At 54.1% G+C, this 13231-nt stretch carries 16 protein-coding genes; 5 read left to right on the top strand and 11 right to left on the bottom strand.

Annotation, left to right across the window (positions count from 1 at the left end):
* Window positions 1-8: 8 nt before the first annotated feature.
* On the bottom strand, window positions 9-1106 hold the full coding sequence (locus ACMAZB_RS13475) for a DUF3080 family protein (protein ID WP_435217868.1): 1098 nt from the start codon (window positions 1104-1106) through the stop codon (window positions 9-11).
* Between the two features lie 30 nt (window positions 1107-1136).
* Window positions 1137-1769 (bottom strand): glutathione S-transferase family protein, encoded by a 633-nt coding sequence (locus ACMAZB_RS13470; RefSeq protein WP_435212653.1) that lies wholly within the window; start codon window positions 1767-1769, stop codon window positions 1137-1139.
* A gap of 142 nt (window positions 1770-1911) precedes the next feature.
* Between ACMAZB_RS13470 and ACMAZB_RS13465 the strand changes: the two genes are divergently transcribed.
* Window positions 1912-2331, top strand: a complete 420-nt coding sequence (locus ACMAZB_RS13465; protein WP_435212651.1) for a c-type cytochrome — start codon at window positions 1912-1914, stop codon at window positions 2329-2331.
* 2 nt (window positions 2332-2333) lie between these two features.
* Here the strand turns inward: ACMAZB_RS13465 and ACMAZB_RS13460 are convergent, their stop codons facing one another.
* Together ACMAZB_RS13460 and ACMAZB_RS13455 are read right to left on the bottom strand one after the other, a co-directional pair.
* Window positions 2334-3821 (bottom strand): YifB family Mg chelatase-like AAA ATPase, encoded by a 1488-nt coding sequence (locus ACMAZB_RS13460; protein WP_435212649.1) that lies wholly within the window; start codon window positions 3819-3821, stop codon window positions 2334-2336.
* An 84-nt stretch (window positions 3822-3905) separates the two neighbouring features.
* Window positions 3906-4238, bottom strand: coding sequence for an accessory factor UbiK family protein (locus ACMAZB_RS13455; protein ID WP_435217866.1), 333 nt, complete (start codon window positions 4236-4238; stop codon window positions 3906-3908).
* A 311-nt stretch (window positions 4239-4549) separates the two neighbouring features.
* On the opposite strand from ACMAZB_RS13455, the gene glnK reads away from it, so the two are divergent.
* The 3 genes from glnK (at window position 4550) to ACMAZB_RS13440 (ending at window position 6637) form a co-directional block, all read left to right on the top strand.
* Window positions 4550-4888, top strand: a complete 339-nt coding sequence (gene glnK / locus ACMAZB_RS13450; protein WP_435212645.1) for a P-II family nitrogen regulator — start codon at window positions 4550-4552, stop codon at window positions 4886-4888.
* Window positions 4889-4911: 23 nt separating this feature from the next.
* On the top strand, window positions 4912-6147 hold the full coding sequence (locus tag ACMAZB_RS13445; protein WP_435217864.1) for an ammonium transporter: 1236 nt from the start codon (window positions 4912-4914) through the stop codon (window positions 6145-6147).
* 151 nt (window positions 6148-6298) lie between these two features.
* The gene (locus ACMAZB_RS13440; protein WP_435212641.1) at window positions 6299-6637 is read left to right on the top strand and encodes a P-II family nitrogen regulator; all 339 of its coding nucleotides are present in this window, start codon (window positions 6299-6301) and stop codon (window positions 6635-6637) included.
* Window positions 6638-6647: 10 nt separating this feature from the next.
* On the opposite strand, the gene ACMAZB_RS13435 is transcribed toward ACMAZB_RS13440, so the two are convergent.
* Genes ACMAZB_RS13435 through ACMAZB_RS13410 form a run of 6 tightly spaced genes read right to left on the bottom strand, consistent with a single transcriptional unit; the run spans window position 6648 to window position 11194 of the window.
* Window positions 6648-7349, bottom strand: a complete 702-nt coding sequence (locus ACMAZB_RS13435; protein WP_435217862.1) for an HAD family hydrolase — start codon at window positions 7347-7349, stop codon at window positions 6648-6650.
* A complete protein-coding gene (gene xerC / locus ACMAZB_RS13430; RefSeq protein ID WP_435212637.1) occupies window positions 7346-8260 on the bottom strand; it encodes a tyrosine recombinase XerC in 915 nt (304 codons plus the stop codon). Before xerC ends, ACMAZB_RS13435 begins: the two co-directional genes overlap by 4 nt.
* The gene (locus ACMAZB_RS13425) at window positions 8257-8967 is read right to left on the bottom strand and encodes a DUF484 family protein (RefSeq protein ID WP_435212635.1); all 711 of its coding nucleotides are present in this window, start codon (window positions 8965-8967) and stop codon (window positions 8257-8259) included. The genes xerC and ACMAZB_RS13425 overlap by 4 nt, the downstream gene beginning before the upstream one ends.
* A gap of 24 nt (window positions 8968-8991) precedes the next feature.
* Window positions 8992-9831: a diaminopimelate epimerase gene (dapF, locus tag ACMAZB_RS13420; RefSeq protein WP_435212633.1), complete on the bottom strand. Its 840-nt coding sequence runs from the start codon at window positions 9829-9831 to the stop codon at window positions 8992-8994.
* Window positions 9828-11084 carry a diaminopimelate decarboxylase gene (lysA, locus tag ACMAZB_RS13415; RefSeq protein WP_435217860.1) on the bottom strand — a complete coding sequence of 419 codons (1257 nt, stop codon included), beginning with the start codon at window positions 11082-11084 and terminating at the stop codon, window positions 9828-9830. The genes dapF and lysA overlap by 4 nt, the downstream gene beginning before the upstream one ends.
* Entirely contained in the window at window positions 11081-11194 is a 114-nt protein-coding gene (locus tag ACMAZB_RS13410) for a lipoprotein (protein WP_435212629.1), read from the bottom strand. The genes lysA and ACMAZB_RS13410 overlap by 4 nt, the downstream gene beginning before the upstream one ends.
* Before the next feature lie 123 nt (window positions 11195-11317).
* Between ACMAZB_RS13410 and cyaY the strand changes: the two genes are divergently transcribed.
* The gene (gene cyaY, locus ACMAZB_RS13405) at window positions 11318-11638 is read left to right on the top strand and encodes an iron donor protein CyaY (RefSeq protein ID WP_435212627.1); all 321 of its coding nucleotides are present in this window, start codon (window positions 11318-11320) and stop codon (window positions 11636-11638) included.
* A 144-nt stretch (window positions 11639-11782) separates the two neighbouring features.
* Here the strand turns inward: cyaY and argH are convergent, their stop codons facing one another.
* The gene (gene argH, locus ACMAZB_RS13400; protein WP_435217858.1) at window positions 11783-13192 is read right to left on the bottom strand and encodes an argininosuccinate lyase; all 1410 of its coding nucleotides are present in this window, start codon (window positions 13190-13192) and stop codon (window positions 11783-11785) included.
* Window positions 13193-13231 lie beyond the last annotated feature (39 nt).

The raw sequence follows: 13231 nt of genomic DNA, 5'->3' as shown, positions 1-13231 counted from the left end.
CAGAGAGATCAGCTCTGAGTAGGTGGTGTTAATACAGATTCTGAACAGGATGCTGCCAGGTGTTGCAGCGCGGTTATGTGTTCTCGGGGCGTATCGCGCAGAAGCATCAGCACGGTTTTACGTTTAGCGGACCATTGGCGGTAGTGCTCGGGTAACACTGGGGCAAGCTGAGTTTCTAGGTTTTCGATAGGCGGTAACAGCTGCCGTTCTCGTCGGTTTAAGTCTGCAAGCCAAATCTGTACGCCAGTAGCGAAATATTTAACCACGACAGTCTCTAACGTTCGAGCAGACGTTGATGATCTGCCGTTAGGGCAAAGTGGTCCCGCGGCAGCCCGCGATTCTAGCAGCTGGGTAGCCTGTTGCAGCGAGCGAGCTTGGGTGACTGCGGCGAGTAGCAATGCCCCACCATCACCCGCGCGGAGATGGTAAAGCCGCTGCTCTAGTTGGTCAGCTTGGAACTGAAAGTTGCCCGCCAGCCACTGTGTCGTGGCGTACTCGAACCAGTGCAGGGCATCCAAAACATCCCCCCCCACGGCTGATGGATATTGATCCAGCCCGCGGGGGAGCTGCCAAAACTGGCGGTACTCGGGTCCTGCCAGCACCGCATTGAAAATGCGATGCGGCAGATATTGGGTTTTTGTAGCGATGGCAGCCGTTAACGCGTCGACCAAGCGGGTTTCTGATTGGAGCTCGAGTGTTTTGACGCAAGCCGGTGCCATTGCCAAGAATTCTAGGTCCAAAAGCAGCTTTTGTGATGGCGCGGCATTTCGCCCTAAGCTGCTGTTGCGACGCCCAATGTTGACCTGCAGCGCACAGTCCGAGAGTGCTAAAAAGTCGAGCAGTTTGAGCTGGCTTGCGGGAATATCCAGAGGCGGTATGTCGGCATCTTGAATTCTCGGCGGGATCAAAACCGAAGCGTCATCTGGCACCGCAGTCGCCAGCGTTCTTGCCAGACGCTGGCGATAATCCTGCAGTTGATCAGGCCCTTGTGCCGGGGGAGAGCACCCGACGATGAAGCCGATTAGCCATCCGACGGTCAGTACTCTCCGACAGCCTCTCCACAGCTCGACCAAGCAACGCTGCTTTACAGAACTTTCCTTGAACATTTCTGGCGTCACTGTGGGCCGTTAATTCGGTCAGGCGTCAGCTTGAAGTGCCTCGCTGGCGCGCTGTCGCCATGCATGAAGATCTGTCATATCGTCTCGGGGCTCTGTTTTCGCCGCCCATTTAGCGAACGTTAAAACAGCGAGTAGGTCTATGTCGGCAAAAGACAGTTGCTGCCCTGCAATAAAAGGACGGTGACTGAGTTCGCTATTGATCATTTCTAGACCCGTCATCAATCGATCTTTGCCCCTTTCGGCCAGTGCCGGTATCTGTTCAAAATTTTGTGGGCCTGGCAGGGCACGACCTGCATAAGCCGGATGACCATTGCGGAAGGCCTCGGCACAAGCCATGAACAAGGTGTTAAAAATGCGATGATTCCAATTGAGAATAAACGCGCGTTCTGATGGCGTTGTCCCCAATAGCGGACGCTCGGGGTGTATTGCCTCGAGATAGTGTGCAATGGCGATAACTTCGGTAAGGCGGGTGCCATCGTCAAGAACTAGGGTCGGTAAGGTGGCTTCAGGAACAATGTCGGTATAGCCCTTATCTAGCTGGGCGGCCTTTGCCATGTCAATTTGTACGGTATCAACAGTGATGCCCTTGTAATCAATGAACATTTTAAGTCGAGCGGGGTTGGGTGCTGAGTCGAAGGTATAAAGCTTCATTGAGAAGAGTCCTAGGGTTGGTGGGGGCGCTTAATCTAGCAAATTCAAAGCCCGGTCGTCGCCTTTGAGTTTTATGCGGGGTCACAAGTGGTTATACTCCGCGCCTCAATGATCGGTGGCGTTCCCACAGGAGATACCTAACATGCGTCTACTTGCCCTTTTTATCGTTCTGCTACCCGCAATTGCCGTGGCGGCCGACCTGTCCAAATCTCAGCGTGCCGAAATTGAGGCCCGCATTCAGCCCTTCAGCCATGCTTGTGTTGCTGGGGACGAGAGCTGCGGGAGTGGCGCTGTAGAATCTTCGGTGGCAGTCGCTCGATCCGGTGAAGAGGTCTACAACGGCGCATGTATGGCTTGTCACTCTACGGGAGCCGCAGGAGCACCCATGGTGGGCGATGCCGGAGCATGGGCAACTCGCATGGAGAAAGGCATGGATGCGCTCTACGCCAGCGGTGTCAATGGCGTCGCAGGCACAGGGATGATCGCCAGAGGTGGTTGCAGCAACTGCTCCGATGACGAGATTTACGCCGCCGTTGACTACATGGTCAATAACAGCCAGTAGCGTCAAGGCTGTAGTCTCGACCGATAGCCCATAGCCTCGAGTAACACGACCTCACTCAGTGCAGACTCCTGTGCGAGGTCGGCCACGGTGCGGGCTATCCTCAGTGTTTTGTGAATTCCGCGTCCCGAAAAGCGCAGCCGGTCACAGGCCTCCTCAAACCAACGCCGAACCGGCGACTCCATAGGACAGACCTTCAGTAACTGGGTGTTGCTGAGATCAGCGTTGAGGCATTTCTGGCGTTTGCGCTGTCTTTTTCTCGCTAAATTTAAGGTACTCAGGCGCCCTAGAGCATCAGGGTTCGCGGCATCGCAATGCAAAAGCTTGGCGGCGGGCTGCCGTTCTAAGCAAACGTGTAGGTCGATGCGGTCTAAAAGGGGGCCGGAGATACGCCCTTGATAACGATCGACAGCATCGGGTTTACACCGGCAATTTTCGTTTTCAATGCCTGCGAAACCGCAGGGGCAGGGGTTCATGGCAGCCACTAACTGAAACCGCGCCGGGTAGTGGTAAGTTCCTTTTGCTCTGCTGAGTGAAATGCGCCCGGATTCCAGGGGTTGTCGAAGAAGGTCTAATACTTGACTGCGAAACTCGGCCAGTTCGTCCAAAAACAAAACACCGCCGTGAGCGAGGGATACCTCTCCTGGTGTGGCACTGGCGCCACCACCGATCAGCCCTGCGGCGGTTGTATTGTGGTGAGGTGCCCTGAAGGGGCGTTCCACAGAGGGCTCGAGCCCTAGCAGGTCTCTGATGAGTGACAGCTCCAGTTCGTCGCTGGGACTCAGCGCCTCTAGAAGTGGCGGTAAGCTAGCCGCGAGCAGCGTTTTGCCCGCGCCGGGTGGTCCGATCATAAGTAAGTGGTGACCGCCCGCTGCGGCAATCTCTAAGGCACGTTTGGCAACCTCTTGACCGGTGATCTGCGGCGTCTCGGTGTGCTGCAGAGTTGATGACGGGTTGGTTTTGACGGTGACGACCCCGAGCCTTTTAGACTTGAGTAAGCCGCAGACACTTAACAGGTCGCTGGCGCCGGTAACCTGACTAGCCGGTACCTTGGCCATTTTCTCTGCCTGTTCATCGGGCACAATGACAGCGTGGCGGGCTAACGTCGCGGCATGCACCGCAGCGAGTAGGCCTCGGCAGTGCCGCAGAGACCCGTCGAGCCCCAGCTCGCCGAAAAACTCACGATTCGCTACGGCGCTGCCAGCTAGTTGTTCCGAGGCCACTAAAATTGCCAGAGCAATGGGGAGGTCAAAGCGGCCGCCACTTTTTGGTAATTCCGCCGGCGCCAAACTTACTGTAATCCTACGGTCTGGCCATTTGAAGTGCGAACAAATAAGGGCACTGCGAACCCTTTCCCGAGATTCTCTGACTGAACTCTCGGGTAAACCAACGATCGAAAAAGCGGGTAGGCCGTTGCTCAGATGGGCTTCAACAGCGACAAGTGGCGCGTTGAGTCCGATCCCAGCTCGAGATAAGACGGTGGCGTGGCCCATAAATCATCCTTGATTTGAGCGGCTGCAAACAGTCCTTGCTGCAGCGTGACTTTGCGCGCGGTGCGTGCTCTCAGCGCTGACGGTCTATGGGCTATTACGTCCCTGTTCAAGTGTGTCGAGCTGCTGGGTAAGGGTCTCAAGCTTGTTTTCGAGTTCTTCGATGCGCTGCCGCGTTCTCTGCAGGACGGCTGCTTGGGCATCGAATTCAGACCGCGGAACGACATCAAGTTTTGATAATGCTGATTGCGCTAATAACTTAGCGTTCTTATCGAGCTGTTCGATCACTGGATTGTCACGGCCCAACAGTCGCTCAAACAAATCAGCGGGTGAGCGACGCTGGCCGCCCTCCGTGTCATCGGTGTTTTTGTCATCGTTGTGCATGGCCAATTGAGCCCCCGTATTCTCAGTGATCGCCAATGTAACTCAGGATTGTGCATTCCCCCACATCGTAAACAGCCTATTTCGCCCATTGGCGGGGCAGCGCTGCACTGCGATGGTGCACTTTTGATCTTCGATTTTGCGCTCATTATGTTCCTCGAAAATTATAAGCCATTGAATCAGCTAGATTTAATGTTTTTGGTACAGCACTCGCAAAGGCAGGGAACACAGCTGGTGCACCACCATGAAATTGGGCACTAGGAAAACTTTCACTGATAAGGAGTTGCCATGCCATTTCGTTCAACTGCGGTCACCACGTCGCTCGTCGGCATCAATGAAGGGAGGTTTGCATGAAGTTAATCACTGCGATCATCAAGCCTTTTAAGCTAGACGATGTTCGGGAAGCCCTTTCTCACATTGGAATTCAGGGCATCACGGTTACCGAAGTGAAGGGCTTCGGACGCCAGAAGGGCCACACCGAGCTGTATCGAGGCGCGGAGTACGTTGTCGACTTCCTGCCCAAAGTCAAGATTGAGGCCGCCGTCACAACCGAGCAGACCGACGCGGTTATTGAGGCGATTACCACTGCGTCACATACCGGGAAGATCGGTGACGGGAAGATTTTTGTGACCGCTATCGACCAAATCATCCGCATTCGCACCGGCGAGACCGGCGAAGCCGCCATTTAACCCATCGGGAACAGGAATCAATCATGGAGAACGAAATTTTTCAGTTGCAGTACGCGCTGGACACCTTTTATTTCTTGGTGTGTGGCGCTTTGGTGATGTGGATGGCGGCGGGTTTCGCCATGCTCGAAGCTGGACTTGTCAGGGGCAAAAACACCGTCGAGATACTGACTAAGAACGTCGCATTGTTCGCGGTTGCTTGCACCATGTATATGGTTTGCGGCTACGCGGTCATGTACGGTGGGGATTATTTGCTCAGTGGAATAACGGGGAACGGTGTCAGCGGTGCTGAAGAGCCGGCATCCTACGCACCGTCGGCTGACTTCTTCTTTCAAGTTGTGTTTGTCGCTACGGCTATGTCCATTGTCTCAGGTGCGGTTGCAGAGCGCATGAAGCTGTTTTCATTCCTGGCTTTTGCCGTAGTGATGACGGGCGTCATTTATCCTTTGGAGGGCAGCTGGACTTGGGGTGGTAATGCGGTATTCGGCGCATACACCTTGGGAGACCTCGGATTTTTGGACTTTGCCGGATCGGGTATCGTGCACATGGCGGGAGCTGCCGCTGCTTTGGCAGGGGTGATTCTCGTGGGGCCCCGCAAGGGCAAATATGGAGCCAACGGAGAGGTCAATGCATTCCCGGGCGCCAATCTGCCACTGGCAACCCTCGGCACCTTTATCTTGTGGTTAGGCTGGTTTGGCTTTAATGGCGGCTCAGTGCTGGCAACGGCATCTGTTGACGCAGCTAACTCGGTTGCAGTCGTGTTTATGAACACCAACGCGGCGGCGGCAGGTGGCTGTCTAGCGGCACTGGTCACGGCTAAGCTAATGTTTGGGAAAGCCGATCTGACGATGGCACTCAACGGCTGTCTTGCGGGATTAGTGGCGATAACAGCGGGTCCTGACACCCCCTCGGCGCTGCAAGCTACGCTCTTTGGTGGCTTGGGCGGTGTGCTCGTAGTCTTCTCTATTATCACCCTCGACAAACTTAAAATCGATGATCCTGTGGGTGCCATCTCGGTGCACGGCGTTGTTGGCTTGCTGGGTCTGCTGCTGGTGCCCGTAACCAATGATGGGGCAGCATTTTCGGGTCAAATCATAGGTGCCCTGACTATCTTTGGCTGGGTGTTTGCCGCCTCATTGATCACTTTTGGAATTATCAAAGCGGTTCTGGGTCTACGCGTCTCTGAGGAGGAAGAGTACGAAGGTTCAGATATTGCGGAATGTGGTATGGAAGCCTATCCGGAGTTCACCTCAGCCCGTTGATACCTAACAACGGGTGGATGTTTGGGGCCCTTCGGGCCCCTTTTTTGTGGATTGTGCCCCGGAAAAAAGAGCGGAATGCGCTCTCGGCATTGCCAAATTCCACGAGCCGATCATAATGTGGGGACAGGCAACCTAAAGGTAGTAGGCATTCATGAAACTCGTTACCGCGATTATTAAACCATTCAAGATGGACGACGTACGTGCAGCACTTTCCGATGTGGGTGTTCAAGGCGTGACGGTGACTGAAGTCAAAGGGTTTGGACGCCAGCGCGGCCACACCGAGCTTTATCGTGGTGCTGAATACGTTGTTGATTTTTTACCCAAGCTCAAGCTCGAAGTCGCTTGCGCAGGTGATCAGGTCGACGGTGTTGTCGAGGCCATCATTTCTGCTGCAGGTACAGGTAAAATCGGCGACGGTAAGATATTTGTCTCAGAACTCGATCAGGTGATTCGCATTCGCACGGGAGAGACAGGTACCGAAGCCATTTAATCTCTGTGTGTTACGAATCGGTCGCTGTTTGCAAGCGCTGCAGCAGGTTCGGTAGCTCTGTTAGGCACGAGATAATGTGATCAGCATACTCGCTACTGAGGCCCTCTTGAGTGAACCAGACTGAGCGAATACCCGCTCGATACGCTCCAATGACATCGTGATCGTGGCTGTCACCAATATGAATCAAGGCGCTGGCTTTGCCGCCAACACGTTGTAAGGCATGGTTAAAAAGTGCGGGCTCGGGTTTGGCGGCGCCTACTTCTTCTGCTTTCAGGGCAAAATCGAAGAATCTACCCAGTGGCGTTTTTGTCACATCCGCATTGCCGTTGGTCAGAGCCCCCAGGGTGTAGTCCCGTGACAGCTCCTCCAGAAGAGGCTCTGATTCCGGATAAAGTGCCACGTCATGACGCCGGGCAATGAAGGCTGCAAAAGCCTCTTCGGCCGCCCATTGGGCCTCCGCTGGTGCAATACCCGATTCCTCCAATGATTGCTGTAGCACAGCCTGCCTAAACGCACTTATCTGGTGAGCCAGTTGAGGGTTTTTGGCAAGCACGTGCTGGCGTACGCGTTTGAGATCCTCTGACCCCAAAGCTTCCAATACCTGCGGATAGTGGGCTTTAAGCCACGAATTTTGTGCGGCTTCAGCTTTGATGAGCGCGGGCCGCACGTCCCAGAGCGTATCGTCTAAATCAAAGGTAATGACTTTAATCATGGCTTGTTTTTACGTCGGGCTCGGGGGTGCGCAGCGTCGTAAACCTTGGATAAATGCTGAAAGTCCAGGTGGGTATAAATTTGTGTCGTGCTGATATCAGAGTGCCCTAGTAACTCCTGTACCGCCCTTAAATCACCGCTGGACTCTAGCATGTGACTGGCGAATGAGTGTCGCAGCATGTGGGGGTGGAGTTTTCCTGGAAGTGCGCTAAATCGAGCCATACGTTGGAGTCGCAGCTGAACACTGCGCGGGCTAATACGTTGGCCTCGAGTGGAGACAAATAATGGTGAGGTGTGCTGAACCTCCTCGTTGCCCAAGGGGCGAAGAGACAGCCAGTGTTTTATGGCCTTAAGGGCGGGCGCTCCTACAGGTAAGGTTCGAGTTTTACGGCCTTTGCCTGTGACGGTCATGATCCGCTCATTGAAATCCACGTCGTTTATGTTGGCGGATACCAACTCGGAGAGTCGTAATCCTGAGGAATATAAAAGTTCTGCTATCGCCAGATCTCTAAAGTCGAGAGTGGTTTCCGGTCGCCATTGAAAAAGATGGTTCACGCTATCTGCGTCCAAAGTCTTTGGCAGATTACGACGCTGTTTAGGCGCTTGAATACCTAGCGCGGGGTTGCCGATGGAGGGGTTGCGCTCTGAGTGAAAGCGATACAAGGCCCGCACTGAGGAGAGCGCTCGCTGAATGCTGGTCGCTGCAAGGCCTTGCCGATGTAATTGTGCGACCCAACCTCTGACATCCGCGTCTCTAACAGCCGCAATATCTTGGGTATCTCTTGAGGCACAAAAGCTGATAAATCGTCGGATGTCTCGCCCATAACCCTCAAGGGTATGCTGAGATACCTGTCGGATGTCGCGTTGATAAACGAGAAAAACATCGCAGGCAGTGGTTAAGGCGTCACTCACGTGAGGGATTTTTGCTTTATCCAAGGTAGGTGCAGGATGATTTGTGCCAAATGCTCCAAGAACAGCGTGCCCACGCTGCTGTCATACCGGTGGACATCACTTGAACCCACGCCAATGGCACCAATTAAAGCTTCGTTGATGTGCAGTGGTGCAATGGCGGCTGAACCCTCAGTAGCGCAACCGGGGAACATGGCAGACATCTCATCAGCACGAAAAACACCGCAATAAGCACGCTGACGGCGTAGTAAAGTCTCAATGGTGGTTTGACGATCTGTTTCGCAGGCGACGACATCGCCTAAACTCTCTGCGGCGGGACTCAGCCAGACATGGGACGCATACTCCACGCCAAAGAAATCCGTTAACCCGGCTTCTATGGTGGCTCCAAGGTCGGTCACGTTGGACGATTGCAGAACCGCTAATATCATTCGCTGTGAAGCTTCAAGTATTGCTTCACTGGTTTCCGCATTGTGCGTCAGCTCGGCGAGATGGCTGCGCATTGCGATATTGCGCTCCCGAAGTACCGTGACCTGTCTTTCAACAAGCGAAACTGATCCCGCGCCGCCATGAGGAATTTCTAGGGCTTCCAACAGCTCTTTGCGATCCTCAAAAAAATCTGGATGGCGCATAAGAAATGACTCAACGTCATCAGCACTGACAGATTCTTGTGGCAATTCTGCGGAAGATTTGGAAATAGTTTCACCCGTCATGGAAATCCTGTCTCTGCGCCGCTGTTAGCGGTTGTGTAGATTAATGGTGCCCTCGAATACCGAGGCTGTGGGCCCGCTCAGCCAGGCAGCAGTGTCATCGCCTTCCCACACTACTGAGAGCTTACCGCCGGGCAGGTGCACTGTCACGGCGTTGTTAAGCAGGCTTTTACGAATACCGTGAACAACTGCAGCGCAGGCACCGGTGCCGCAGGCAAGGGTTTCGCCTGCGCCGCGCTCAAACACTCGCAGCTTTATTTCGTCTTTAGAGACCACCTGCATAAAACCCACATTCACGCGGTTGGTGAATTGGGGGTGCTTCTCAATAGCGGCGCCTAGGCTGGCCACCGGCGCTTTGTGAATATCTTCAACCGTCACAACGGCATGTGGGTTGCCCATGGACAGGACCCCTAGCTTCACGCTTTCCCCCAGTACAGTCACTGTGTACTCGAGTTGCTCCTGTTCGGCGGTAAAGGGCACGGCCTTGGGTGAAAATATGGGGGTGCCCATTTCAGCGCTTATCCGGCCATCCGGGCTTGTTTCCAGTTGCATAAGACCGTTGGGTGTTTGCACGGATAGCTGGGATTTCCCAGACAAGCGCTGCTCTTTTACAAACCGAGCAAAACATCGAGCGCCATTGCCGCACTGTCCAGCCTCAGAGCCATCGGCATTAAAAATGTGATATCGAAAATCAGCATCCGGGCTATCGGGAGGGGCGACAATGAGCACCTGATCGCAGCCAATCCCCCGCTGGCGATTGGCAAGACGACGAATTTGAGCGGAAGAAAGCTGCAGATTTTGCCGCAGGTTGTCGATAACAACGAAGTCATTGCCAGCGCCATGCATCTTTGTAAAACGGACTTTCATGGCTTGGCCTCGGGAAGCAGATGCTCATCGGCCCAAAGCGTTTCAAGCGCTTCACGCTCCCGGATAAGGTGCGCCTTGCCGCCGTCCACCATGACTTCAGCGGAGCGCGGTCGCGTATTGTAATTAGAGGCCATAACAAAGCCATAAGCCCCGGCGCTCATTACAGCGAGCAGGTCACCCTGAGCGAGTGAAAGGGTCCGGTCTTTCCCAAGGAAATCTCCTGTCTCGCAAACTGGGCCCACAACATCCCAGCGTTGTTTATCGCGGCCATTCTCAATAACCGGAACGATATCCTGAGACGCGCCATAGAGAGCGGGCCTCAGTAAATCATTCATAGCAGCATCCACGAGCGCAAAGTTCTTGTGGGGGGTCGGCTTCAAATACATTACTTCGGTCAGTAAGACGCCGGCTTGCGCAACGATGGAGCGTCCGGGCTCAAGAATTAAAGTGAGGTTATGGTCTGCCAGCGCCTCTGTTAGGGCGGCCACGTAATCGCTAATTTTGGGGACATTCTCAGACCCGTACTGAATGCCTAGTCCCCCACCTAGGTCAATGTGTTGAAGCGTAATACCTTCAGATTGCAGGGTTTCGACCAGTTGAATCAAGTGTCCTGTGGCTTCGGTAAATGGGGCAATATCCAATATTTGGCTGCCAATATGGCAATCAATGCCAATGGGGGTAATACCGGGCAAAGCAGTGGCCTTTCTGTAGAGTCGCAGGGCGCTATCGAGCTCGACACCGAATTTATTATCTTTGAGCCCGGTTGCAATGTAGGGGTGTGTTTGGGCATCTACGTCTGGGTTTACGCGAAGGGATATGGGGGCTGTGAGGCTGCTGGCTTGAGCAACCTCTGACAGCATATCGAGCTCCGCCTCTGACTCGACATTAAAACAATGAATGCCCACTTCAAGAGCCCGCTTCATGGCTGCCGGTGTCTTGCAAACTCCAGAAAATACCACTTTTGCTGGGTCACCCCCGGCCGCAATGACGCGCTCTAACTCGCCCAGAGAGACAATATCAAAGCCCGCGCCCAGCTGGGATAACAGGCGCAAAATTGCAAGGTTCGAGTTGGCCTTAACGGCGTAGCAAATAAGATGGTCATGGCCTGCGAGTGCTGCCTGATAGGCAAGATAGGCGTGTTCGATAGCCTCGCGGGAGTAGACGTACAGCGGCGTTCCGAACTGGCGCGCCAGTTCGTCTAATGCGACCTTCTCGCACAAAAGCGTCTGCTCGTGTCGCTCAAAGCCTTTCACTTTGCAGACTCAGCCGCCGGCGGATTGGGCTCGGCGGGTCGCAGCGGCCCAATTTGGCCGCAGCCGACGAGCAAACTGAGCAGCAAGGTGGCAAGAATTAACATTTTCATGATGGTTTTACTCCAAAGGCCCTTATTATATCAGTGTGGGGCAGCCTGCTGTTGGCCAAGGAGACCCTATGACGGTGTTACTGGCCTGTGGGGCCCGCTCAGCCCAAAACCCGAGGAGAGACAATGACCAGCACGATTTACTTTGACCGAATCGACGAGACCTTTGACTGCGTCGAAACCCGACTCGAAGCGCTTCCAGAGGATCCTGATTTGTCGGTTGCCGAAGGCGTCATTAACGCACGATTTGCCAATGGCGTGGTCTTTGTTTTTAGTCGACAACCCCCCACTGAGCAGCTGTGGCTTGCGACTCCGGGCGGCGGATTTCATTACGTTTGGGATGACGCGCTTGGTGACTGGCGGGACACTAAAACTGCAGACGCCTTTAGAGAGTTTCTCCCCAAGCAACTTCGTGAACACGCAAAGGTCGAATTTTCTTGGGATTAAAGGCGTGTTATCCCTAGCCCTGTTTAGTTTGTTTATGGGATCCGTTGCCCAGGCCTAGTCATTATCAGCAGATACCGCTCGGCCAATGTGGATGGAGAGCTTGTCACCTTGTGGCGGGGTTAGTGAGTGGTCCTCCACATTGCCTTAGCGTGATGCTAAAAGCTTTAATGCACTGGCGGCAGCGGCGGCCACCTGCCTAGGACTGGTCCCGCCTATGTGATCTCGAGCGGCAACGGAGCCTTCAAGGGTGAGGACATCAAAAACATCGTTGTCTATGTCGTTGTAGAAGCCCCGTAGCGTGCTCAATGAAAGATCCTCAAGGCGGCAGGACTCAGAAACGCAATGGGCCACGGCATTGCCCACCACTTCATGTGCATCGCGAAAAGTGACTCCGCGCCGCACAAGGTAGTCGGCAAGGTCGGTGGCAGTGGCAAAGCCCTCCAATGCTGCGTTGCGCATATTCTCTTGGTTAGGGGTCAGCGCAGGCACCATGTCTGCAAACGCACGTAAACAATCGTGTAGCGTTTGTACCGTATCAAAAAGAGGCTCTTTATCTTCCTGATTGTCTTTGTTGTAAGCGAGAGGTTGGGACTTCATTAGGGTGAGCAGGGCCATAAGGTGGCCATTAATCCGCCCGGTTTTACCTCGCACGAGTTCCGGCACATCAGGATTCTTCTTTTGCGGCATGATGGAGGAGCCGGTGCAAAAACGGTCTGGAATGGTGATAAAGGCGAATTGGGCCGATGTCCAAAGTACGAGCTCTTCCGACATGCGTGACAAATGTGTGGTTATTAGAGCGGCAGCTGCCGTAAATTCGATGGCGAAGTCTCGGTCTGAAACAGAGTCCAGAGAGTTGCGGGTGGGAGATTCGAACCCCAAGGCATCGGAAGTCATCATTCGGTCGATTGGGAAAGTAGTGCCTGCCAGTGCAGCAGCCCCGAGGGGGCACTGATTTAAGCGCGCCTGACAATCTTGGAGCCGACCAAAGTCACGGTCCAGCATTTCATACCATGCCATCAGGTGATGCCCAAAAGTAATCGGCTGTGCAACTTGAAGGTGGGTAAATCCGGGCATGACGGTGTCCGAATGCTCAGCCGCAAGTTCAACAATTCCCTGCTGTAAGCGGGTCAGTTGTTGGGTGACTGCATCAATCGACTCGCGCAGCCAAAGCCTAATATCAGTGGCAACCTGATCATTGCGTGAACGGCCTGTATGCAACTTTTTGCCGGTGGCGCCGATAATTTCAGTAAGTCGAGCTTCGATGTTCATATGAACGTCTTCCCGATCAACCCGCCACTCGAAGCTTCCCAAGGCTATTTCTTCTGAAATTTGGGCCAGGCCCGCTTCAATTTCCGCAAGATCGGCAGGGGACAATATATTCTGGGCACACAGCATTCTGGCGTGTGCCAGAGATCCACGGATATCTTGCGACGCTAATCGTCGATCAAAGGCCTCAGAGGCCGTAAAGCGTTGCACAAAGGCATCGGTGGGTTCTGCGAAGCGTCCACCCCACAGTTTGCTGGTTGTCGCTTCGGAATTTTTGGATTGACTCATGTGCAGTCCTGAAATGCAGCCCCCTTTGAGTTGGGGTAA

Origin of the sequence: Luminiphilus sp. nBUS_07, assembly GCF_051201685.1 — a bacterium.
Taxonomy (GTDB): Bacteria; Pseudomonadota; Gammaproteobacteria; order Pseudomonadales; family Halieaceae; genus Luminiphilus.
This window is presented reverse-complemented; position numbering and strand designations above follow the sequence as displayed.

What these genes read in the sequence shown, in the direction of transcription:
- ACMAZB_RS13475 (WP_435217868.1), bottom strand. Translation starts at nt 1,106, where the DNA reads ATGTTCAAGGAAAGTTCTGTAAAGCAGCGTTGCTTGGTCGAGCTGTGG.
- ACMAZB_RS13410 (WP_435212629.1), bottom strand. Translation starts at nt 11,194, where the DNA reads ATGAAAATGTTAATTCTTGCCACCTTGCTGCTCAGTTTGCTCGTCGGC.
- ACMAZB_RS13465 (WP_435212651.1), top strand. Translation starts at nt 1,912, where the DNA reads ATGCGTCTACTTGCCCTTTTTATCGTTCTGCTACCCGCAATTGCCGTG.
- ACMAZB_RS13460 (WP_435212649.1), bottom strand. Translation starts at nt 3,821, where the DNA reads ATGGGCCACGCCACCGTCTTATCTCGAGCTGGGATCGGACTCAACGCG.
- dapF (WP_435212633.1), bottom strand. Translation starts at nt 9,831, where the DNA reads ATGAAAGTCCGTTTTACAAAGATGCATGGCGCTGGCAATGACTTCGTT.
- cyaY (WP_435212627.1), top strand. Translation starts at nt 11,318, where the DNA reads ATGACCAGCACGATTTACTTTGACCGAATCGACGAGACCTTTGACTGC.
- glnK (WP_435212645.1), top strand. Translation starts at nt 4,550, where the DNA reads ATGAAGTTAATCACTGCGATCATCAAGCCTTTTAAGCTAGACGATGTT.
- argH (WP_435217858.1), bottom strand. Translation starts at nt 13,192, where the DNA reads ATGAGTCAATCCAAAAATTCCGAAGCGACAACCAGCAAACTGTGGGGT.
- ACMAZB_RS13425 (WP_435212635.1), bottom strand. Translation starts at nt 8,967, where the DNA reads ATGACGGGTGAAACTATTTCCAAATCTTCCGCAGAATTGCCACAAGAA.
- ACMAZB_RS13440 (WP_435212641.1), top strand. Translation starts at nt 6,299, where the DNA reads ATGAAACTCGTTACCGCGATTATTAAACCATTCAAGATGGACGACGTA.
- ACMAZB_RS13445 (WP_435217864.1), top strand. Translation starts at nt 4,912, where the DNA reads ATGGAGAACGAAATTTTTCAGTTGCAGTACGCGCTGGACACCTTTTAT.
- ACMAZB_RS13435 (WP_435217862.1), bottom strand. Translation starts at nt 7,349, where the DNA reads ATGATTAAAGTCATTACCTTTGATTTAGACGATACGCTCTGGGACGTG.
- ACMAZB_RS13470 (WP_435212653.1), bottom strand. Translation starts at nt 1,769, where the DNA reads ATGAAGCTTTATACCTTCGACTCAGCACCCAACCCCGCTCGACTTAAA.